Source organism: Arthrobacter sp. UCD-GKA, assembly GCF_001863355.1.
GTDB lineage: Bacteria > Actinomycetota > Actinomycetes > Actinomycetales > Micrococcaceae > Paeniglutamicibacter.
The window spans coordinates 115,211-135,439 of record NZ_MOLR01000003.1 but is presented as its reverse complement, the minus strand read 5'-3'; the positions used below and the strand labels follow the sequence as shown (position 1 = coordinate 135,439).

The following is a 20,229-nucleotide window of genomic DNA, read 5'->3' as shown; positions in this document are numbered from 1 at the left end:
GCACCCCCGCAAGGTGCTTGCGGGGGCGGGTGCGGGCGCCGGGTGCCGGGTGGCTCAGGCCTCCGGCCCGGAGGCGGAAAGCGCGACTTCGTAGCGCTCGTCGGCCGCATCGCGTGCCGCGGCGATGTCGGCGATGCGCCCGCGGGAGGCGTACCAACCGATCATCAACGCCGGGACAATGACGATGATCGAGGCCACGGTCCAGGTGCCCACCGGCGAGTCGAAGGCCATCAACACGATGACCGCGGCCAGGAAGGCCAGGGTCAGGTACCCGGTGTAGGGCGCCCCGATCATGCGGAAGGCCGGCCGGGCCATTTCCCCGCGCCGGGACAGGCGGTACAGCGCCAGCTGGCAGAGCACGATCATGCCCCAGGAGGCGATGATGCCCAGCGCAGCCATGTTCAGCACGATCTCGAAGGCCTGTGCCGGAACGATCGCGTTGAGCACCACTCCGAGGCCTGCGACCACGGTGGTCAGCGCGATGCCGCCGTAGGGCACGCCCCGCTTGTTCAGCCGCGCGGCGAAGCGCGGCGCGGATCCGGCCAGAGCCATCGAACGCAGGATGCGCCCGGTGGAATACAGCCCGGCGTTCAACGAGGACATCGCCGCGGTGAGCACCACCAGGTTCATGATCGAGTCCATGCCGGCGACGCCGATGGACCCGAAGAACGTCACGAACGGGGATTCGCCGGCCTTGTAGGCACTGTAGGGCAGCAGCAGCGAGAGCAGCACCAGGGAGCCGACGTAGAACACGGCGATGCGGATGATCACGGTGTTGATGGCCTTGGGCATGACCTTCTCCGGGTTTTCGGTCTCCCCGGCCGCGGTGCCGATCAGCTCGATCGAGGCGTAGGCGAACACCACGCCCTGCATCACCACGACCACCGGAAGCAGGCCGTTGGGGAAGAACCCGCCGTTGTCCGCGATCAGCGAGAAGCCGACCTCGTGCCCGGGGACCGGAGACCCGAAGATGACAAAGTAGACGCCCACGGCCAGGAACGCCACCAGCGCGACGACCTTGATCAACGCGAACCAGAACTCCAGCTCGCCGAAGACCTTCACCGAGACCAGGTTCAGCCCCAGCACCAGCAGCAGCGCCGCCAACGCCCAGGTCCACTGCGGGACCGCGCCGATCCACGGCACGTACTTGGCGAAGAAGTTCATGTACAGCGCGATCGCGGTGATGTCCACGATCGCGGTCATGGCCCAGTTCAGCCAGTACAGCCAGCCGGTGACGAAGGCTGCCTTCTCGCCGAAGAACTCGCGGGCGTAGGAGACGAAGGAACCCGAGGAGGGGCGGTGGACGACCAGTTCGCCCAGCGCGCGCAGGATCAGGAACGCGAAGAACCCGCAGACCGCATAGCTGAACATCAATGCCGGGCCGGCGCCGGCCAGCCGGCCGCCGGCACCCATGAACAGGCCGGTGCCGATGGCCCCGCCGATCGCGATCATCTGGATCTGGCGGGATTTCAGCCCCTTGTGCATGCCGGCGTCCTCGGCGGTCAATGCCGACTTCGGCCGGCCGTCGGCCAGGGTGTTTCCGGAACGCGGCGCGGGGCCGGGTGTGGGGTTTTCACGTGTCATGCGCGTGGGCCTCTCGGGGAGTGGATGTCGTGGGGGCTTGCTTGCAAGGTGGTGCGTGATGGCGGAACGGGTCGTGAAGGCCGCGGCGGGGGTGGGCCGCGGGCGGGGCGCCGGTTGCGGGCGGGTGTGCCCGGAAACCGGCGGAGGGAACAGCTATTCGCTGAGATTGGCCAGGCGCTCGGGGCGCAAGAGTTCGCGCAGTTCGGAAGCGGAGAGCAGTCCGTGTTCCAGGACCAGTTCGGCCACGCCGCGTCCGGTGGACAGCGCCTCCATGGCGATCCTGGTTGAGGCTGCGTAGCCCAGTTGGGTGGTCAGCGCGGTGACCAGGCCGATGGAGTTTTCCACCTGGGCCCGCAGCTTGTCCTCGTGCGCGGTGATCCCGACGATGCACTTGTCGGCCAGCGTGGTGCAGGCGGCCTCGAGGTGGCGCATCGACTTGGTCAGGCTGTGCACGATGATCGGCTCGAAGGCGTTGAGCTGCAGCTGCCCGGACTCTGCGGCCATCGTGATGGTCACGTCGTTGCCGATGACCTCGTAGGCCACCTGGTTCACGACCTCGGGGATCACCGGGTTGACCTTGCCGGGCATGATCGAGGAGCCGGACTGCACCGCGGGCAGGTCGATCTCGCCCAGGCCGGCGCGCGGGCCGGAGGAGAGCAGGCGCAAATCGTTGCAGATTTTGGAGAGCTTGACGGCCACGCGCTTGAGCACCCCGGAGAGGTGCACGAAGGCGCCGACGTCGGCGGTGGCCTCGATCAGGTCGAACGCGGTTTCCAGCTTCAGCCCGGAGATCTCCGCCAGGTGGGTGCAGGCCAGGGCCGAGTAGCCGGCCGGGGCGTTGAGCCCGGTGCCGATGGCGGTGGCACCGAGGTTGATCTCGTGGACCAGCAAGGTGGCCTCGGCCAGCCGCAAGCGGTCCTCGCCCAGGGTCACGGCATAGGAGTTGAACTCCTGCCCCAGGGTCATCGGCACGGCGTCCTGCAGCTGGGTCCGGCCCATCTTCACCACGGTGCGGAACTCGACGGCCTTGGCGGCGAAGGCCGCGCCGAGGTGCTCCATCGCACCGACCAGCGAGGTCGCGGCGAAGATCGTGGCCACGCGCACCGCGGTGGGGTAGACGTCGTTGGTGGACTGGCTGAGGTTCACGTGGTCGTTGGGGTGCAGGTACTGGTATTCGCCCTTGGCGTGGCCCATGATCTCCAGCGCCCGGTTGGCGATGACCTCGTTGGCGTTCATGTTCGAGGAGGTCCCGGCGCCGCCCTGGATCACGTCGACGACGAACTGGTCGTGCAGCTTGCCGCCGATGATTTCGGCGCAGGCGGCGATGATGGCCTCGGCGCGGGGCGCGTCGAGCAGGCCCAGTTCCAGGTTGGTCCGGGCTGCTGCCTGCTTGACCATGGCCAGGGCCACCACCAGGTTGGTGTTGGTGGACAGCGGCTGGCCGGTGATCGGGAAGTTTTCCACGGCGCGCAGCGAGTGCACGCCCCAATACACGTGCGCGGGAATGTCCCGGTCGCCGATCAAATCGTGTTCGCTGCGGGTGCCCTGGGGGGCCGTGGCCTGCAAGGTGGCGGTGGATTCGTTCATGGCGGGAGGTTCTCCTGTGCTGGGGCGGTGCGTGGGCGATGGATGGTGCGCTGCGTTGGAAGGGCTGTTTTTGGGCACGACAAGGCAGCGCGCGGTGGTGCGTTGTGGGTGGGGCCGTGTTGCGGCCCCGGGAGCGGCGCTAGCTGAGGGGCAGCCCGGACAGGGTGCCGACCGGGTGGCCGCCGCCGAGCACGGGGAGGTTGTTGAAGGGTTCCAGCGGCCCGGGCGCCACGCCCAGGGCCAGCAAGGCGGGGACGGCGGCCGGCATGCGCGCCCGGTCCGACCCGTCGGAGATCTTCAGTGCCACCGCGGAGCCGTCGGGCAGGGCGATGAGCTGGATTCCCTCGAACCCGTCCTTGGCCAGCAGCCCGGGCACGGCCTCCATGAGCGCCGTGACATCGCGCCCGATACCGGCAACCATCAGCGGGTGCGCGCGCATGGCGTCGGCGACCCGGCGTTCGGCGGTGCCCCCGGTGGCCGTGACCAGCCTGGAGAATGCCCTGGCCATGCCGGTCAGGGAGAGTGCGAAGACCTCGGTGCCGCACCCGTCGGTGCTGGTGATGGTCACGTCCTCGCCGGTGAGTTCGGCGACGACCGCCCGGATGAGGGTGGGCAGCGGGTGGTCGTGGTGCAGGTAGGTATCGGTGTCCCAGCCGTTGAGCACGCAAGCGGCCAGCATCGCGGCGTGCTTGCCCGAGCAGTTCTGGGCCAGTTGGGTGGGGCCGTTGCCGGCGTGGATCCACGCGTGGCGTTCGGCGGTCCCGTAGGGCAGGTCGGTGGAGTTGCGCAGCGCCGCGGGATCCAGCCCGGCCTCGGCGAGGATCTTGGCGGCGAGGTCCTGGTGGTCGGCGGAGCCGGAGTGGCTGGCGGCGGCCAGGGCGAGCTGCTCGGCGGGCAGCTCGAGCCCGGCGCGCACCATGGCCACGGCGAAGAGCGGCTTCAGGGCCGAACGCGGGTAGATCCGGGCTCCGGGTTCCCCGCGGGTGAGCACGGTGGTGCCGTGTGGATCCAGGGCCGCCAGGGAGCCGTAGTGGACGCTTTCCACCAGCTGGCCGCGGGTTTGCACGGCGAGCGGAGCGTGGCCGGGGAAATTGGCGAGGTTCACGGTTTGCCCACTCCAAGGATCAGGGTCAGGGCTTCGTCGACGGCGGCCAGGTGTGCGGCCATGGCCTTCCCGGCCGCGGGTCCGTCGCCGGCTTCGATGGCCGCGAGGATCTCGCGGTGTTCGGCGTGCGAGGGGTGCTGGCGGCCGGTGATGAGGTTGATGGTCTCGGACTGGTTGACCATCGCGTCGCGGATGTCGTTGACCACGCGGGCGAAGACGCCGTTGCCGCTGGCCGCGGCGATGGTGGCATGGAAGCTGGCATCGAGCGTGACCCACATTTCCGGGTCGTCCTCGTCTTCCATGGCCTCGATGATGCCGCGCAGCTGGAGAAGCTGGTCGGCGGTGGCGCGGGTGGCGGCGAATTGCGCCGCGGGGATCTCGATGTGCGGGCGTGCCTCCATGAGGCTGCGCGCGGAGAAGGCCCCGAGCACCAGGTCGCCGCCGGCGCGCGGGGCAATGACGAAGGTGCCCTTGCCGGTTTGGGTCTGGGTGAGCCCGAGTGCAGCGCAGGAGCGCAGGGCCTCGCGGATGACCGAGCGGCTGACCGCGTATTGGGCGGCAAGCACCGATTCGGCGCTCAACTTGCTGCCGACGGGCAGTTCGCCGGACTCGATGGCGTCGCGGATGGAGGTAAAGACGGCCTCGGCCGCGCTGACTCTCACGATCGGCTGCGGTCCGGCTGCCCGGCTGTCTGACAGGTTCATGTTCCGACTATGTCACGTCTCACAAAACACTGTCAAGGCGCGCGAGCCCCCACATGCCGCCCGCGGTATTTTCGCGCCGGAACCGGCAGGCCAGACCTTGGCCGCCCTCGGAGCACGCCGTTCGCTGCCGTGAATGTCTCGCGAAAAGACCACGCTGACATGGACAGCGTGCTCCCGGCGGGAATACATTTGGCCTTGTGGATCCGCGGACGAGGCACCCAGCATCCGGCAACGTCCGTTCGCGGCCGGGACGGAAGGCCGAAGCATGAGCTATCAAGCTGTTTTCAGCTCGCTGGAAAAGCAGTTGGAGTGGCAACGCGAGCTGTACAGGCATTTCCACCGCCATCCGGAGCTCGGCCTGCAGGAACACGAGACCTCCGAACGCATCGCGGCCGAACTCGGCACCCTGGGATACGAGATCCAGCGGATCGGCGGCACCGGCGTGGTCGGGGTGCTGGCCAACGGCGACGGACCTGTGGTCCTTGCCCGCGCCGACATGGACGCGCTTCCGGTCACGGAAGACACCGGGCTGGAGTATTCCTCCACCGTCGCGGGCGTCATGCATGCCTGCGGGCACGACATGCACATGGCCACCCTGCTGGGCGCCGCGAAGGTGCTGGCCGACCACCGGGACGCCTGGTCCGGGACGCACATCGCGCTCTTCCAGCCGGCCGAGGAAACCGCCGCGGGGGCCAGGGCCATGGTCGCCGACGGGCTTGTCGACAAGCTGCCGCGTCCCGACGTCGCCCTGGCCCAGCACGTGATGCCCATGGAGGCCGGGATGATCGGCACCACCGCCGGGCCGATCCTCTCCGCCGGCGACAGCCTGAAGATCACCGTCCACGGCCGCGGCGCCCACGGCTCCATGCCGCACAACTCGGTGGACCCGGTGGTGCTGGCCGCCTCGATCGTGTTGAAGCTGCAGACCATCGTGTCCCGGGAGACCCGGCCGGGTCAGTTCGCGGTGGTGACGGTCGGTGCGTCCAACGCCGGGACCACCGCCAACATCATCCCCGACCGGGCCGAACTGAGGCTGAACATCCGCACCTATGACACGGAGCTGCGCAAGCACGTGATGGCCTCCATCGAGCGGATCGTGCGCGGGGAATGCGCCGCGGCCGGTTCCCCGAAGGAGCCGGAGTTCGAGTACTACGACCAGTTCCCGCTCACCAGCAACGATGCCGAGGTGAACGAAACCGTCACCCGGGCCTTCACCGAACACTTCCCCGACGGTCAGGTCCATCGCGCCGACCCGGCCACCGCCTCGGAGGACTTCAGCACCATCCCCGACGCGTTCGGCATCCCCTACACGTACTGGACGGTTGGCTGCGTCCCGGCCGAGGCCTACCGCAAGGCGGTGGCAAGCGGGACGGTGTCCTCCGACATCCCCGCGAACCACTCCCCCTTCTTCGCCCCCGCCATCGACCCCACGCTCGAAACCGCCACCCGCACCCAAGTCATCGCCGCACTGGCCTACCTGGGCAAGAAGAACTGAGAGAAGGAACGTGGAACACCATGAGCGCTGAAACCCACTCCCCGGCGACCACCGCCTGGAAGCCCACCGACAAGTGGCTGTTGGGCATCGTCCTGGCGGTCATCAACTTCTGGCTCTTTGCCCAGACCCTGCTCAACGTCATTCCCGGCATCCGCGGCCAGCTCGGCGTGGAGGAGACCCTGGCGAACCTGGCGGTGTCGGTCACCTCGCTGTTCTCCGGCATCTTCATCGTTGTCGCCGGCGGGTTGGCCGACCGGATCGGCCGGGTCAAGATTCTCTACGCCGGCATCTGGCTGTCCATCGCCGGCTCGCTGCTGATCGCCCTGACCCCGGAAAACCTCGGCGGGCTGACCAGCACCATGCTGCTGGGCGGACGCGTGGTCCAGGGCCTGTCCGCGGCCTGCATCATGCCCTCCTCGATGGCGCTGGTGAAGACCTTCTACGAGGGCAAGGCCCGGCAGCGCGCGCTGTCCTTCTGGTCGATCGGCTCCTGGGGCGGCTCCGGCTTCTGCTCGCTCTTCGGCGGGCTGATGGCTTCCACCTTCCTGGGCTGGCGCTCGATCTTCTGGATCTCCGTGGTGCTTTCGATCCTCGCCCTGTGGCTGCTGCGCGGCACCCCCGAGTCGCGGGCCGAGCGTGATCCTGCCGCCGTGGAGCAGGGCTTCGACTGGGGCGGACTGGTCGCGTTCATCGTGCTGCTGGTCTCGATCAACATCTACATCTCCCAGGGCCCGGCCTTGGGCTGGCTGAGCCTCGCCGGGCTGGGGCTGATCGCACTGGCCGCGGTCTCGGGGCTGGTCTTCCTGTACATCGAGACGCACCGGGCCGGCGCGTTCGTGAACCTGAAGCTGTTCTCCAACGGCACCTTCACCGGCGCCACCCTGTCCAACTTCCTGCTCAACGGCGCGGCCGGAACGCTGATCGTGTCCCTGGGCCTGGTGCAGGTCGCGGCCGGGATGTCCTCGCTGCAATCGGGCCTGCTCACCCTGGGCTACCTGGTGGCGATCCTGGCCACCATCCGGGTGGGCGAGAAGCTGCTGCAGCGCTTCGGCCCGAAGAAGCCGATGCTCTGGGGCTCGATGATCACCGGCGTCGGCATCCTGATGTGCTCGATGACATTTTTGTACATCGACCAGTACATCGTGCTGTCCGTCATCGGTTTCACGCTCTTCGGGGTGGGCCTGGGCTTCTACGCGACACCGTCCACCGACGCGGCGCTCTCCAACGTCCCGGACGCCCAGGTGGGCGCGGCCTCGGGCATCTACAAGATGGCCTCCTCGCTGGGCAACGCGATCGGGGTGGCGATCTCCGCGGCCCTGTACGTGGCCGGCCAGGCCGTCAACCCGGAACTCATCCAGTCCTGGGGCCTGTTCATCGGCCGGCAGGACAATGTCGCGCTGCGCTTCGGCGGGGCCATCGGCCTGCTGTTCAACGTGCTGATGGTGGTCATTGCGATCGCCGCGATCATCGTCACGGTCCCGGCCGAGCCGAAGGACCGCGTGCCGGAGGCCGAGCCGTTCGAACCGCATGACGTCGCTCCCCCGGCGTTCGGCAACTAGCACGGCGCCCGCCACTTGCGGGCGGAAGGAGCCGGGACCAGTTCAAGTGGCGTCCCGGCTCCTTCCGCGTCCCGCGGCGCCCGGCGAGCGCCGACAAGGAGCCCCGGATCACAGGGGAATTAGTTGCGCAACAGCAACTAGTTCAATATAGTTGATACCAATCAACCATCTTCCCCCTTGTTTTGGAGTCCCCTTTTGTCCCAGACACCCAGCGCCACGAAGGCGGCGCCCCAGTTGTCCGAATCGGGCATGACCCACCGCCAGGTGATGCAATCACTGACCGGCCTGCTCATGGGCATGTTCGTCTCGATCCTCGCCGGCACCGTCGTCTCCACCTCGCTCCCGGTCATCATTTCCGACCTGGCCGGCGACCAGACCTCCTACACCTGGGTGGTCACCGCAACCCTGCTGGCCACCACCATCTCCACCCCGATCTGGGGCAAACTGGCCGACCTGTCCAACCGCAAGCTCCTGCTGCAGCTCTCGCTGCTGATCTTCGTGGTCGCCTCGGCCATCGCCGGGTTCTCGCAGGACACCACGATGCTCATCACCATGCGCGTCTTCCAGGGCCTGGGCGCAGGCGGACTGACAGCCCTGACCCAAATCGTCATGGCCGACATCATCTCCCCGCGCGAGCGCGGCAAGTACATGGGCCTCTTCGGCGCCGTCATGGCGCTTGGCACCGTGGGCGGACCGCTGATCGGCGGATTCATCACCGACGCCATCAACTGGCGCTGGAACTTCTTCATCGCCCTGCCCTTCGCGGCCATCGCGATCATCCTGATCCAAAAGACCCTTCACCTGCCCGCGGTGGCCAAGCGCAAGGTGTCCATCGACTACGCGGGCATCGTGCTGCTTTCGGCCGGCGTCTCGGCGCTGCTGATCTGGGTTTCGATGGCCGGCAAGAACTTCGAGTGGGCCTCGGCCACGACCGCATGGATGGTCGGCGGCGCCGTTGCCGCGCTGGCCGCGTTCGTGATCGTGGAATTCAAGGCCGCCGAGCCGATCATCCCGCTGACCATGTTCAAGAACAACACCTTCACCCTTTCGGTGGTCGCCTCGATCTCCGTGGGCGTGTCGATGTTCGGCACCTCGGTCTTCCTGGCCCAGTACATGCAGCTGGCCCGCGGCGCCAACGCCACCCAATCCGGGCTGATGACCATCCCGATGATGGCCGGATTGCTGGTCATCTCCACCATCGCCGGAGCCCTGATCTCCAAGCACGGCAAGTGGAAGGCCATCATGGTCACCGGCTCGGTGCTGCAGCTGGCAGGGCTCTACCTGCTGGGCACCATCCACTACGACACCAACTTCGTACTGGTCTCCACCTACATGTTCGTCCTCGGCGCCGGCCTGGGCATGGTCATGCAGAACCTGGTGCTGATCGTGCAGAACGCCGTCACCCCGGCGGAGATCGGCGTGGCTTCCTCCGGGATCGCGTTCTTCCGCTCGCTGGGCGGCACCATCGGCGTCTCGGTCCTTGGGGCACTGATGGCCACGAAGGTCGCCGACCTCATGGGCGCCAAGAGCGCCGAGCTGGGCGCCGCAATTGCCGCACTCGGGGACAAGGGCAAGGACCTGGCGGCCTCGCTGGCCTCCGGGAACATCCCCGCGGTCCATGCCCTGCCCGATTCGGTCCGTTCCATCATCGAGTCCTCCTACGGCGACGCCGTGGCCTACGTCTTCATGGTGGCGGCCCCGCTGAGCATCCTGACCATCCTGGCCGTGGCCTTCATGCCCAACCTGGAGCTGGGCACCCAGACCCGCCACCAGCGCGCGGAGGCCGAGGCCGCCGAGGCAAACCTGGTTGAGGTCAGCGAGGCTGCCATCGCGGCGACCCCGCGCCTGGACGACGAGAACACCTCGGCGCGCCGCTGAGATGGACGCCGTGGCCGATCCCTTCGCCGTCGCGGAACCCTCCAGGGCCGATGACGCCGTCATGGCTCCGCTGATCGACGAGGTCGAGAAGCAATTCGCGACCATGTTCGTCAACGCGCGCAACAGCATCCGGGCCCGGGCCGCGGCCATCGACCCGGAGCTGCCCCCCATGGGGTTCAAGGTGCTCACCATCCTCTCCCGCTCGGGGCCCCGGCAGCAGGGGTGCCTGGCCGAGGAGATGGAGGTGGACAAGGCCATGATGAGCCGGACCATCAAGCAGCTCGACCACCTGGGGCTGGTCGACCGGAGCATGGATCCCAGCGACGGGCGGGCCCTGCTGGTCTCCATGACCGTTGAGGCACGGGCACGCTTCGACGCGAACCTGGCCGACGCCCGCCGGGTGCTCCATGACCGGCTCGCGGAGTGGGAACCGGGCGAGGTCCGCCGCTTCACCGACCTGCTGGCGCGGCTGAACAACTCCCCGCTCTAGAACCCCGGGGTTCACAGGTGGCCCCTGTCGGCGGAACAATTCGTTCCGCCGACAGGGACCACCTGCCTATCGGGTAGCGTTTCAGGCAACGTCTCCGGTCCCCCGCACGGGACCACAATCCAAGGACTGCCAACATGGGAATGATCTTCAGCCACGACACCCTGCCCCAACGGGTCCTCTTCGGCACCGGCAAGGCGGCCGAGCACCTTGCGGCGGAGGTTGCCAGGTTCGACGCCACCCGGGTGATGGTGATCGCCGGGCGGCGCGATTCCGGCACCGTTGACGAACTGACCCGACGGCTCCCCGTGGCGCTGCGCTATTCCGACATCGTCCAGCACGTGCCGATCGCCAGCGCGAAGACGGCCCGCGCCGCCGCCCGGGAGAACGGCATCGATCTGCTGGTGTGCCTCGGTGGCGGGTCGGCCGTCGGCCTGGCCAAGGCCATCGCCCTGGACACCGCGCTGCCCATCGTCGCCGTACCCACCACCTATGCCGGATCCGAGGCCACCAACGTCTGGGGCCTGACCGAGGCGGGACGCAAGACCACGGGTGTCGATGCCCGCGTGCTGCCGGCCACCGTCATCTACGACTCCGCGCTGACTACGTCGTTGCCGGTCGGCTTGTCGGTGGCCTCGGGCTTGAACGCCATGGCCCACTGCATCGACTCAATGTGGGGGCCGCGCGCCGACCCGATCAATGCGGTGCTGGCCGCCGAGGGGATCCGGGCCCTTGCCGCCGGGCTGCCGGAAATTGTGGCGGATCCCGCAGGCATCGAGGGACGCGAACAGGCCCTCTACGGCGCGTACCTGTCGGCGGTGGCGTTCGCCTCTGCCGGATCCGGGATGCACCACAAGATCTGCCACGTGCTCGGCGGAACCTACGACATGCCCCACGCCCAGACCCATGCCACGGTGCTGCCCTACGTGCTGGCCTTCAACGCGCCTGCGGCTCCCGGGGCAGAGGCCCGCATGGCAGCGGCATTTGGAAGCCCGACCGCCCTTGGTGGGCTCAACGCACTACGCTCCCGGCTGGATGCGCCGCGTGCGCTGAAGGACTACGGATTCGCGGCGGGAAACATCCCCGAGGCTGTTTCGCTCATTCTTCCGGCCATTCCGGCCAACAACCCCCGGACCGTCACCGCGGAAGATCTGGCGGCACTGCTCACCGCGGCGCTCCACGGCTCCGAACCGGCCTACTGAACCGGGCCAGGCCGGCCACTGCGAATAAATGCAGGGAGCGTGCCAGACAGAGTGCCGCTGGCAGATTTGCCAGTCCGACAGAAATGCGAACCGTCACTCCACGAACTGCGGCATTGACTGACGGATTACGGGGTTCAACGCGACTGATGGAAAGTTGAGCCGCGTGCAATTCCCCGCATCGCAAGGTTGGCTCTCGTTCAAGCGTTGATCATCACACGACTCCGGACGTGGGTGGTCTACGGGACGGACTGCGCGGCAACCGCCGGTTGCGCGATCTTTGCCGGGTCGCGACGGCCGGTGCGCGTGGCACCGATCCCCGCGACGATGACCAGCAGGATGCCAAGAATCGCGGCCGGTCGCGGGACCTGGTGGAGGATCAGCAACCCGACGACCATCGCGATGGCCGGCTCCAGGCACATCAACGTGCCGAACGCCGCGGTGGTCAGCCGGCGCAGCGCCAGCAGTTCGAGGCTGAACGGGATCACCGGCAGCAGCAGCGCGAGCGCGAATCCTATGGCCAGCACCTGCACGTCCATGCGCCCGATCACCTCCGGGCCCACCACCAACGTTGCGGCCACCGCCGCGACGGGCATGGAAATGGCCAGGGCGCCGAGGCCGTCTACCGCGTCCCCGGCGCGCTGGGTGAGCAGGACATAGACGGCCCAGCAGACCGCGCCGCCGAGTGCAAAAAGCACGCCGGCGGGATCCGCGGCACCGTGCCAGGGCTCGGTCAGCCCGAGCACTCCGGCGGCGGCGACCAGCGCCCACCAGCGCCCGGCGCCGCGGCCCTGGATGATGGCCACGGCCAGCGGACCCATGAATTCCAGGGCACTCGCTGTGCCCAGGTCGATGGTTTCCACCGCCTTCATGAAGCCCAGCGTCATGCCGGCGGTGGCCAGGCCCAGCAGCGCACAGATCCCCAGCGTGGCACGGGTGAATTTCATCCTCCAGGGCCGGGCGATGGCCACCAGGATCACCGCGGCCCAAGCCAGGCGCAGCCAGGCGACTCCCTCGGAGCCCAGGGTCCCGGCCAGGCCGATCGACGCCGCCAGGCCCAGCTGGACGCAGCCCATCGCGGCAAACGCCATCATGGAGCCAACGCCGGCGGTCTTGCCTGCGGATGCGTGTGTTGAAGTCATTGACCCAGTAGAGCCGAGGCAAGTCATCCATGTCCACGCGAGAATCATCAACATATCGTCCAGGTTTCCTGCACAATGGAGATTATGGATACCCGGCGCCTGCAATACCTCTACGAGCTTGCCCGCATGGGCTCGATGCGGGCCGTCGCAGACGTTCTGGGAACCACCACCTCGACCGTCTCCCAGCAGATCGCGCAGCTCTCGAGGGAAACCGGAGCCCGGTTGCTGGAACCCGACGGGCGCGGGGTCCGGCTCACCCCGGCCGGCCGACGGCTGGCCGAGCACGCGCACACCATCCTCGGCGCCATCGATGCGGCGAGGCTGGACCTGGATCCCGCCGCCGAGCCCTCGGGCACACTGCGGGTGGCGGGGTTCGCGACTGCGATCCGCACCACGCTGATGCCCATCATCAAGGAGCTGGCCGAGCATCATCCTCGGGTGCGGATCGTGGTGTTGGAGCACGAACCGGCCGAGGCGCTGAAGCTGTTGGCCGCCGACGACGTAGACCTGGCCCTGACCTACGACTACAACCTGGCCCCGGATTCGGCCGGTCCCGGCGTGGAAACGCTGGACTTGTGGAGCACGCCGTGGGGCCTGGGTGTGCCCAGCAGCGATGCGGAAGGCTTCACGGGTGCGCCCGATGCGCCGGATGTGTTTTCCGCCTTCCGCGACCGGGACTGGATCGGGAACTCGCGCAACATCGCCGACGAGACGGTGCTGCGACTGCTGTCCTCGATGGCCGGGTTTGCCCCGGCCATGCGCCACCAGGCCGACAGCCTGGACTTGGTCGAGGACCTGATCCTGGCCGGGCTCGGCGTGGGGCTGCTTCCGGAAAACCGCCCGCGGAAGGAAGGGATCGCCATCCTGCCGCTGCGCAAGCCGGACCTGCGGCTGCGGGCTTTCGCCCGGACCCGCGCCGGGCGCAGCGCCTGGCCGGCCCTCGCGCTGGTGCTCGGGCGGATGAACCAGCGCCGGTAGCCGGTCAGGTCGGTCACCCGAGGCCGCACTGCGGGGCCGGTCCGCTTGTAACCGGGCGCCACTCGGGCCAGACTCGAGGATACGCAAGATGCCCGCACGGTCGAGAGGAGCCCTCGAGATGTCGCACCACAAACACCCCAAGCGCCCGGTGTATCCCGGCGAGCTGCCCCCGGCGCTGGCCCGCGAACACGCCCGGGTCTTCGAGGCCGCAGTTGAGGCTGGCCGGCGGGCCGGGCGGAAGGCAGCCAAGAAGAAGCTGAAGCGCGCGGCACGGCACGGCGGCATCACGCTGTCCAAGGCGTTGCGTGACGCGACATTGCGCGACGCCGAGAAGGCCGGAGGCAGGGCCGCCTACGCCGCGGCCACCAAGGCGCTGCGCAAGGCACGGCCCCGTGCACTGCCTCCGCTGCCGCCGGCGCCGGGCGCCGAACCGCAGCACGCGGTTGCGGTTGCCGGGCCAGCCCCTGCCGATACCGCGGCGCCGGTCCGCACCCGGGTGCGCGGTTCGCAGATCGTGCTCGAGGTGCTGCGCACCCAATGGCTGAGCCAAAGCATGGTGCGCATTGTTGCCGGCGGCGAGGGTTTTGCCGACTTCGAGTCCAACGGCGCGGCCGACCAGCACGTCAAGGTGCATTTCGCCAACCCCGCCCTGGGATTGGTCCCGCCCTATGAGATGCGTTCACTGCGCGGGCGCCTGGCCCGCGAGGACCTGCCGGTCTCCCGCTCATACACGATCCGCAGCCATGATCCGGCGGCCCGTGAAATAGCAATCGACTTCTTCGTCCACGGGACCGACGGCGTCGGTGGCTCCTGGGCGGCCGGGGCCAAATCGGGCGACCTGCTGGTGCTTTCGAAGTCCAAGGGCAAGTTCCGCCCGGATGCCGGGGCGGAGCAGCACCTGTATGTCGGGGACGAGTCCGCCATCCCGGCCATCGCCGCGGCCCTGGAAATGTTGCCGCGCAACGCCGTGGGCCAGGTGATCTTGGAGGTCGATTCCGCGCAGGACGAGTTCGAGATCGACCGGCCCGCGGGCATGGCACTGCATTGGGTCCACCGCTCGGGCGAGCCCTCCGCCACCAGCGCCATGCTGGCCAATGCCCTGCGCGACCTGCCGGCCGCCCACGGCCAGGTGGAGATCCTGGCGTTGGGAGAGCGTTCCGCCACGCAGGAGATCCGTCGCCTGCTTTCCCACTGGGACCTGGACCAGCGCCGGATCACGACCTCCAATTACTGGACGCCGAGGAAGGCCAAGCGGGCGTGGCGCACGCTTCCGATCGGCAACCCCGGCTCGCCGACGGAGTAAACGCACCCCGGAGCAGTGGTGCCCCTGGCCACAGGCGGTAAGGGGCACCGCCGACGGCGGAACGGGGTCAGGACCTATCGCGGCAAACCGCGGGTTGCGGCCCTGGTTCCCGTTGCGCACCACGGTTTTCTTGGCAACTCGCCGCAGTGCGACGAAGCGGCCGTCATCAGCCGACGGGCTGGAATGCCGCTCGTCCCTGCATCGCGGAGGAGCCCAGGTCGCCCTTGGGCAGTTCGGCTCCGCCCTCGACGGACTGCGCCCAGGCGTCGGTGGTGGCGACGGTGGCGAAGTTGGAGTGCAGCAGCACCATCAACGTCTCGTGCAGCTGCTGCGCACCGACCTGGCCTGACTCGTTCGCCAGGTGGATGGCGCCGCTGGCGTCGGAGAGCATTTCCACGCCGAAGCCCAGCGGCTCGGCGGCCGCCGCGGTGGCCAGGTCGCAGTTGTTGGTCATGTATCCGACCACGGTGATGGTCTCGACGTCGTTTTCCCGCAGCCAAGCCTCGAAGTCGGTGCCGGCAAAGACGCTGGCATAGCTCTTGACCAGGTGCTTCCACGAGTCCTTGCGGCGGGAGGCGATCTCCGGGTGCAGCTTCCAGCCCTCGGAGCCCTCGGCGAACACCGGTGCCCCGGCCGGGTACTGGTGCTGGACGACGGCTATGGGCATGCCCTGCGCGTCGGCCAGGTCGATGGCCCGGGTGATGTTGGCCAGGGATTCGTTGCGGTCCGGGTACTGGATCGCGAGCGGTCCTTCCTCGGCAAAGTAGTCGTTCTGCACGTCGATGATGACCAGTGCGCGGCGCAGTTCAGCCATGGTGGGCTCCCATTCGTGGTGTTTGGTTGGTCATCCCAGCATGGCATCGCGCCCTCGGGTACAGTGAGTGGCGTATCTGCACATCTTCGATGGAAACGGGCCAAACTGAAGATCGCCATCCATGCCTTTGACGGAATCACCATGTTCCACCTCGCGACCCCGCTGTTGGTCTTTGGCGAGGTCTCCCGGCTGGGCCTGGCCGATGACTGGACCACCGAGGTCTTTAGCGAATCGGGGCATCCGGTGCGCAGCGCCGAGGGCTACCTGATTGGCGAGGTCTCCGGTCCGGAGATTGCCGCCGATGCGGACCTCTTGGTGTTTCCGTCCTGGCTCTCGGAGCTACCCGATCCGTCCGGGGACCTGATCAGACTGGTCCGCGAGTCCCACGGACGCGGCGCCGCGATCGCGGGGCTGTGCCTGGGCGCCTACCCGGTCGCGCGCAGCGGCGTGCTCGACGGCCGCACGGCGGTCACACATTGGGGTGGCGCCAAGGCGGTGGCTGCCAAGCCACATGCCGTGGAATTCAACGACTCCGCCCTCTACATAGACCACGGCGACGTGCTCACCTCGGCCGGCACCGCTTCCGCCCTTGACGCCTGCCTGCACATCGTGCGCACGCACCTGGGCTCGGCGGCCGCCGCGGCGGTGGCGCGCCAAATCGTCGTTGCGCCCCACCGGGACGGGGACCAGGCGCAATACATTGCCCGCCCGCTGCCGGATCCCGACTTGGACGGGCCGCTGGGCAGGACCATCCAATGGGCGCTGGCAAACCTGGACCAGGACCTCGAGGTGGAGAGTCTTGCGGCGCACGCCACCATGAGCAAGCGCAACTTCACCCGCAGGTTCAAGGAGGTCACCGGGCTTTCTCCGGCGCGCTGGGTGCTGGGCCGCCGGCTCGACGACGCCCGCCAATTACTCGAAACCACCAATTGGAGCATCGCCCGCATTGCCGAGTCGTGTGGCTTCGGCAGCGCCGTGACGTTCCGCCAGAACTTCATCGCGGCCTACGCCACGACGCCGACCTCCTACCGGACCCGCTTCACCAGCCGCTGAGCCGCAGAAACTCGCGGCCGAAGGCACATCGAACCGTGGCTCACCGGGCCGAGGCGGCATCCGCTTCGCGGCGCCGGTTGGCCAGTTGCAGTCCGGCGATGGACCCGGCGTAAAGCAGCGCGGGCAGCAGTGCCCAGCCCCAGTCGCCGGGGAACACCTCGAAGGCCTCCGCCGTGGCCCCGCCCATGTTGATCCAGGCCGACAAGGGGACCGAGAGCGCCCAGGCCAGTCCCACGGCAAGCATGCAATTGCGGCAGGAGGAAAACCCGAGGAACCTTGCCCCCAGCGCGCTGAACACCGCGGCGAGCACCACGAAGCTGAACACCACCAGAAGCAGGGTGTTGACCAGGCGGAACTCGTGCAGTCCCCCGGCGCCGTTGGAGACCAGGACGGCCAGGATGAGGGCCGTCAACACCCCCGAGAGCCCCATGCCCAGGAAGTTCGCCTGCTTCCAGTTCATTGCCGTCCCTTCCTGCCCGCAGCCCGACTTCGGCGGGATCAAGATTGTCGCGCACCACCTCGTTGTGGTGCGATGCGCGGGACGAGCCCGCGCCGTACAAGCATATAGTAAAGCGCTTGGATAAAGCGACCGACAAACCGGTCCAGGGTTAAAAGACCGGGCCGCCTCGGCACCACCGTGTTCCTCCAACATGTTCACTGACCAAAGAGAGCGTTGGAAAAACCGGGGGAAGCCGGGGCGGCCCGGAAGGGTGTGGCGGCGGGTGTTTAGACCTCGCCGCGGCGGATCAGCTTGCCGTGCGGGGTCTTGAAGTCGACCTCGACGCCGCGCACGAAGGTGCGGCTGACCTTGCCGGCCAGGACCTTGCCCTGGTACGGGGAAATCGGGTTCTTGTGGTGCAGCTTGTCCACGTCGACCACGAAGCTGTCCTCCGGCCCGAAGAACGCGAAGTCGGCGTCGTTGCCCAGCGCGATGGCGCCCTTGTGGTGCAGGCCGGCGATTTCCGCCGGGCGCTTGGACATCCAGTTCAGCACGGTCTCGAGCTTGATGCCGCGGCGCTTGGCCTCGGTCCAGATCAGTGCCAGGCCCAGCTGCAGCGAGGCAACCCCGCCCCAGGCCACGCCGAAGTCGCCGTTCTCGACGTCCTTCAGGTCGATGGTCGAGGGCGAGTGGTCCGAGACGATGCAGTCGATGATCCCGTCTTCCAAGCCCTTCCAGAGCAGTTCCCGGTTGGAGGCCTCGCGGATCGGCGGGCAGCACTTGAAGGCGGTGGCGCCGTTGGGGATTTCCTCGGCCAGCAGCGTGAGGTAGTGCGGGCAGGTCTCCACGGTCAGCTTCACGCCGTCGCGCTTGGCCGATTCGATCATCGGCAGGGCGTCGGAGGAGGACAGGTGCAGGATGTGGGCGCGGGCCCCGGTCCAGCGGGCGCGCTCGATGACCTCGGCCACCGCGACGTTCTCGGCGCCGCGCGGGCGGGAGGCCAGGAAACGGTCGTAGTGGTCGCCCTCGGCGTTCGGGGCGCGGTCGATGGCCCGCGAATCCTCGGCGTGGACCAGCATCATCGAGTCGAAGGACACGATCTCGGTCATGTCCTCTTCCATCTCGTCGGGTTCGAGGTAGGGGAATTCCTCGACGCCCGAGTGCAGCAGGAAGCACTTGAAGCCGAAGACGCCGGCGTCGTGCAGCTCGCGCAAATCGGTCTTGTTGCCCGGGATGGCACCGCCCCAGAATCCGACGTCGACGAACGCCTTGGGCCGTGCGGCTGCCTGCTTGAGTTCCAGTGCCTCGACGTTGACGGTCGGCGGGATGGAGTTCAGCGGCATGTCCACCACGGTGGTCACGCCTCCGGCGGCGGCTGCCTTGGTGGCGGACTCGAAGCCCTCCCACTCGGTGCGGCCGGGCTCGTTGATGTGCACGTGGGTGTCGACCAGTCCCGGGATCAGGACCTGCTCGGCGGACAGCTCGATGACCGTGGCGCCGGCGAGGTTGTTGCCCAGGGGCTCGATGGCGACGATCTTGCCGTCGCGGACCCCGATTTCGCGCGCGACCGTGCCGGCGCCGGTGACGATCTGCTCGCCGCGGATCACCAGATCGAAGTCGGTGCCTGTGTTTGCTTCCGGTGACGGCGTGCCTGCCTCGGTGAGCTCGGTGTTGCCCATGATCGCATCCTTACATCTCGTGCATTGGAAAATGGTGGTTGGGGAAAGAGTAGCCCGGCCCTAGGTGTTGGCCGCGTGGGCGGCCAGGAATTCCTCGGCCAAGAGGGTTGCCGCCCGTTGCACAAGAGATCCACCCTCACTCATGCAACGGGCAACATCTGGTTCCAGCTCGAGCAGCGATCGTACCGCGGTGAAGCCCGCGGATGTTGCCTGCTCGGTGGAAAGTTGGTTGCGTCCACATATGGCGTAGACGGGAATGCCGCGGGCGGCGGCCAGCTGGGCCACTCCCACCGGCGTCTTGCCCTCCAGCGACTGGGTGTCCAGGCTGCCCTCGCCGGTGAACACGGCGGCCGCGCCCTCCAGCGCGGTCTCCAGCCCGGTCAGTTCCAGCACCACGTCGATGCCGCGGCGTCGGGTGGCATCCAGCACCGCCAGCGCGGCGAAGCCGACGCCTCCTGCGGCACCGGCACCCGGGGACGCCGCGATGCCGGCGATGCGCTGCACACCGAGTTCGGCACCCAGGCCCTGCGCGAAGCGGCCCAGCGCCGCGTCCAGCTCGATGACATGGGCGTCGCTTGCGCCCTTTTGCGGGGCGAATACGAAGGCCGCGCCGTTGGACCCGGTCAGCGGGTTTTCCACGTCGGCCGCCAGCGTGAAGGAGGTGGCGGCGATCCGCGGATCGAGCCCTGACAGATCGACCCGGTGCACGGTTCCCAGCGGTCCGCCGCCGCGGGCCACCTCGTGGCCCGCGGCATCGAGCAGCCTCGCACCCAGCCCCTGGAGCATGCCGGCCCCGCCGTCCGTGCAGGCGCTGCCGCCGACGCCCAGGATGATCTCGGTGGCCCCGGCGTCCAGCGCCGCGGCGATCAGCTGGCCGGTGCCCAGGCTGCTGGCGCCCATCGCATCCTTCACCCCGCCGGGCAGGCGGTCGAGGCCCGAGGCCTCGGCCATCTCCACGATGGCGATGTGCCCCTTCAGCCCGAAGGCCGCACTGACCGGTTCCCCGGTGGGGCCGGAGACCTGCGCGTGGTGCTGCACGAAGCCGCATTCCAGGGCGGCGGCGAGGGTTCCCTCGCCGCCGTCCGCGACGGGCACCGTGAGGGTGCGCGCCTGCGGCAGCGCCTGGCGCACCCCGGCACTGATCGAGGCGGCAACTTCCGCGCCCGTGAGAGTTCCCTTGAACTTGTCCGGTGCCACAACGATCAGCATTACGTGCTTCTTCC

General features: G+C 68.3%; 17 protein-coding genes. 8 read left to right on the top strand and 9 right to left on the bottom strand.

Annotated features, from left to right (window positions below):
- Positions 1 to 54: 54 nt before the first annotated feature.
- The 4 genes from BLJ79_RS05675 to BLJ79_RS05660 all read right to left on the bottom strand — a co-directional run bounded on the left by BLJ79_RS05675 (position 55) and on the right by BLJ79_RS05660 (position 4,980).
- Entirely contained in the window at positions 55 to 1,584 is a 1,530-nt protein-coding gene (locus BLJ79_RS05675; RefSeq protein WP_083411028.1) for an amino acid permease, read from the bottom strand.
- 153 nt (positions 1,585 to 1,737) lie between these two features.
- Complete coding sequence (locus tag BLJ79_RS05670; protein ID WP_071213726.1) at positions 1,738 to 3,171, bottom strand: aspartate ammonia-lyase; 1,434 nt, start codon at positions 3,169 to 3,171, stop codon at positions 1,738 to 1,740.
- 139 nt (positions 3,172 to 3,310) lie between these two features.
- The gene (locus BLJ79_RS05665) at positions 3,311 to 4,276 is read right to left on the bottom strand and encodes an asparaginase (protein WP_071213725.1); all 966 of its coding nucleotides are present in this window, start codon (positions 4,274 to 4,276) and stop codon (positions 3,311 to 3,313) included.
- Positions 4,273 to 4,980 (bottom strand): FadR/GntR family transcriptional regulator, encoded by a 708-nt coding sequence (locus BLJ79_RS05660; protein WP_071213724.1) that lies wholly within the window; start codon positions 4,978 to 4,980, stop codon positions 4,273 to 4,275. Before BLJ79_RS05660 ends, BLJ79_RS05665 begins: the two co-directional genes overlap by 4 nt.
- Positions 4,981 to 5,245: 265 nt before the next feature.
- On the opposite strand from BLJ79_RS05660, the gene BLJ79_RS05655 reads away from it, so the two are divergent.
- The 5 genes from BLJ79_RS05655 (at position 5,246) to BLJ79_RS05635 (ending at position 11,601) form a co-directional block, all read left to right on the top strand.
- Entirely contained in the window at positions 5,246 to 6,475 is a 1,230-nt protein-coding gene (locus tag BLJ79_RS05655) for a M20 family metallopeptidase (protein ID WP_071213723.1), read from the top strand.
- A 20-nt stretch (positions 6,476 to 6,495) separates the two neighbouring features.
- A complete protein-coding gene (locus BLJ79_RS05650; RefSeq protein ID WP_071213722.1) occupies positions 6,496 to 8,034 on the top strand; it encodes an MFS transporter in 1,539 nt (512 codons plus the stop codon).
- A gap of 249 nt (positions 8,035 to 8,283) precedes the next feature.
- Positions 8,284 to 9,912 (top strand): MDR family MFS transporter, encoded by a 1,629-nt coding sequence (locus BLJ79_RS05645; protein WP_071213858.1) that lies wholly within the window; start codon positions 8,284 to 8,286, stop codon positions 9,910 to 9,912.
- A 10-nt stretch (positions 9,913 to 9,922) separates the two neighbouring features.
- Positions 9,923 to 10,402 carry a MarR family winged helix-turn-helix transcriptional regulator gene (locus BLJ79_RS05640; protein WP_175475400.1) on the top strand — a complete coding sequence of 160 codons (480 nt, stop codon included), beginning with the start codon at positions 9,923 to 9,925 and terminating at the stop codon, positions 10,400 to 10,402.
- Between the two features lie 134 nt (positions 10,403 to 10,536).
- Complete coding sequence (locus tag BLJ79_RS05635; protein ID WP_071213720.1) at positions 10,537 to 11,601, top strand: maleylacetate reductase; 1,065 nt, start codon at positions 10,537 to 10,539, stop codon at positions 11,599 to 11,601.
- Positions 11,602 to 11,837: 236 nt separating this feature from the next.
- On the opposite strand, the gene BLJ79_RS05630 is transcribed toward BLJ79_RS05635, so the two are convergent.
- Complete coding sequence (locus BLJ79_RS05630) at positions 11,838 to 12,740, bottom strand: EamA family transporter (RefSeq protein WP_071213719.1); 903 nt, start codon at positions 12,738 to 12,740, stop codon at positions 11,838 to 11,840.
- 75 nt (positions 12,741 to 12,815) lie between these two features.
- Here BLJ79_RS05630 and BLJ79_RS05625 point away from each other — a divergent pair, with 75 nt between their 5' ends.
- Both BLJ79_RS05625 and BLJ79_RS05620 read left to right on the top strand, forming a co-directional pair.
- Positions 12,816 to 13,718 carry a LysR family transcriptional regulator gene (locus tag BLJ79_RS05625; protein ID WP_217641800.1) on the top strand — a complete coding sequence of 301 codons (903 nt, stop codon included), beginning with the start codon at positions 12,816 to 12,818 and terminating at the stop codon, positions 13,716 to 13,718.
- 118 nt (positions 13,719 to 13,836) lie between these two features.
- Complete coding sequence (locus BLJ79_RS05620) at positions 13,837 to 15,021, top strand: siderophore-interacting protein (RefSeq protein ID WP_175475399.1); 1,185 nt, start codon at positions 13,837 to 13,839, stop codon at positions 15,019 to 15,021.
- Between the two features lie 166 nt (positions 15,022 to 15,187).
- Here the strand turns inward: BLJ79_RS05620 and BLJ79_RS05615 are convergent, their stop codons facing one another.
- Positions 15,188 to 15,835, bottom strand: a complete 648-nt coding sequence (locus tag BLJ79_RS05615; RefSeq protein ID WP_071213717.1) for an isochorismatase family protein — start codon at positions 15,833 to 15,835, stop codon at positions 15,188 to 15,190.
- A gap of 63 nt (positions 15,836 to 15,898) precedes the next feature.
- On the opposite strand from BLJ79_RS05615, the gene BLJ79_RS05610 reads away from it, so the two are divergent.
- Complete coding sequence (locus tag BLJ79_RS05610) at positions 15,899 to 16,888, top strand: GlxA family transcriptional regulator (RefSeq protein ID WP_286135271.1); 990 nt, start codon at positions 15,899 to 15,901, stop codon at positions 16,886 to 16,888.
- A gap of 40 nt (positions 16,889 to 16,928) precedes the next feature.
- Here the strand turns inward: BLJ79_RS05610 and BLJ79_RS05605 are convergent, their stop codons facing one another.
- The 3 genes from BLJ79_RS05605 to BLJ79_RS05595 all read right to left on the bottom strand — a co-directional run bounded on the left by BLJ79_RS05605 (position 16,929) and on the right by BLJ79_RS05595 (position 20,215).
- On the bottom strand, positions 16,929 to 17,348 hold the full coding sequence (locus BLJ79_RS05605; RefSeq protein ID WP_071213716.1) for a hypothetical protein: 420 nt from the start codon (positions 17,346 to 17,348) through the stop codon (positions 16,929 to 16,931).
- A 266-nt stretch (positions 17,349 to 17,614) separates the two neighbouring features.
- Positions 17,615 to 19,006, bottom strand: coding sequence for an allantoinase AllB (gene allB / locus BLJ79_RS05600; RefSeq protein ID WP_071213715.1), 1,392 nt, complete (start codon positions 19,004 to 19,006; stop codon positions 17,615 to 17,617).
- A gap of 60 nt (positions 19,007 to 19,066) precedes the next feature.
- Positions 19,067 to 20,215, bottom strand: a complete 1,149-nt coding sequence (locus tag BLJ79_RS05595) for a glycerate kinase (protein WP_071213714.1) — start codon at positions 20,213 to 20,215, stop codon at positions 19,067 to 19,069.
- Between the last annotated feature and the right edge of the window lie 14 nt (positions 20,216 to 20,229).

Excerpts from the sequence above, each read along its gene's own strand:
- BLJ79_RS05675 (WP_083411028.1), bottom strand. The coding sequence starts at position 1,584 with ATGACACGTGAAAACCCCACACCCGGCCCCGCGCCGCGTTCCGGAAAC.
- BLJ79_RS05670 (WP_071213726.1), bottom strand. The coding sequence starts at position 3,171 with ATGAACGAATCCACCGCCACCTTGCAGGCCACGGCCCCCCAGGGCACC.
- BLJ79_RS05660 (WP_071213724.1), bottom strand. The coding sequence starts at position 4,980 with ATGAACCTGTCAGACAGCCGGGCAGCCGGACCGCAGCCGATCGTGAGA.
- BLJ79_RS05655 (WP_071213723.1), top strand. The coding sequence starts at position 5,246 with ATGAGCTATCAAGCTGTTTTCAGCTCGCTGGAAAAGCAGTTGGAGTGG.
- BLJ79_RS05650 (WP_071213722.1), top strand. The coding sequence starts at position 6,496 with ATGAGCGCTGAAACCCACTCCCCGGCGACCACCGCCTGGAAGCCCACC.
- BLJ79_RS05645 (WP_071213858.1), top strand. The coding sequence starts at position 8,284 with ATGACCCACCGCCAGGTGATGCAATCACTGACCGGCCTGCTCATGGGC.
- BLJ79_RS05635 (WP_071213720.1), top strand. The coding sequence starts at position 10,537 with ATGGGAATGATCTTCAGCCACGACACCCTGCCCCAACGGGTCCTCTTC.
- BLJ79_RS05630 (WP_071213719.1), bottom strand. The coding sequence starts at position 12,740 with ATGACTTCAACACACGCATCCGCAGGCAAGACCGCCGGCGTTGGCTCC.
- BLJ79_RS05625 (WP_217641800.1), top strand. The coding sequence starts at position 12,816 with ATGGAGATTATGGATACCCGGCGCCTGCAATACCTCTACGAGCTTGCC.
- BLJ79_RS05620 (WP_175475399.1), top strand. The coding sequence starts at position 13,837 with ATGTCGCACCACAAACACCCCAAGCGCCCGGTGTATCCCGGCGAGCTG.
- BLJ79_RS05615 (WP_071213717.1), bottom strand. The coding sequence starts at position 15,835 with ATGGCTGAACTGCGCCGCGCACTGGTCATCATCGACGTGCAGAACGAC.
- BLJ79_RS05605 (WP_071213716.1), bottom strand. The coding sequence starts at position 17,348 with ATGAACTGGAAGCAGGCGAACTTCCTGGGCATGGGGCTCTCGGGGGTG.
- allB (WP_071213715.1), bottom strand. The coding sequence starts at position 19,006 with ATGGGCAACACCGAGCTCACCGAGGCAGGCACGCCGTCACCGGAAGCA.
- BLJ79_RS05595 (WP_071213714.1), bottom strand. The coding sequence starts at position 20,215 with ATGCTGATCGTTGTGGCACCGGACAAGTTCAAGGGAACTCTCACGGGC.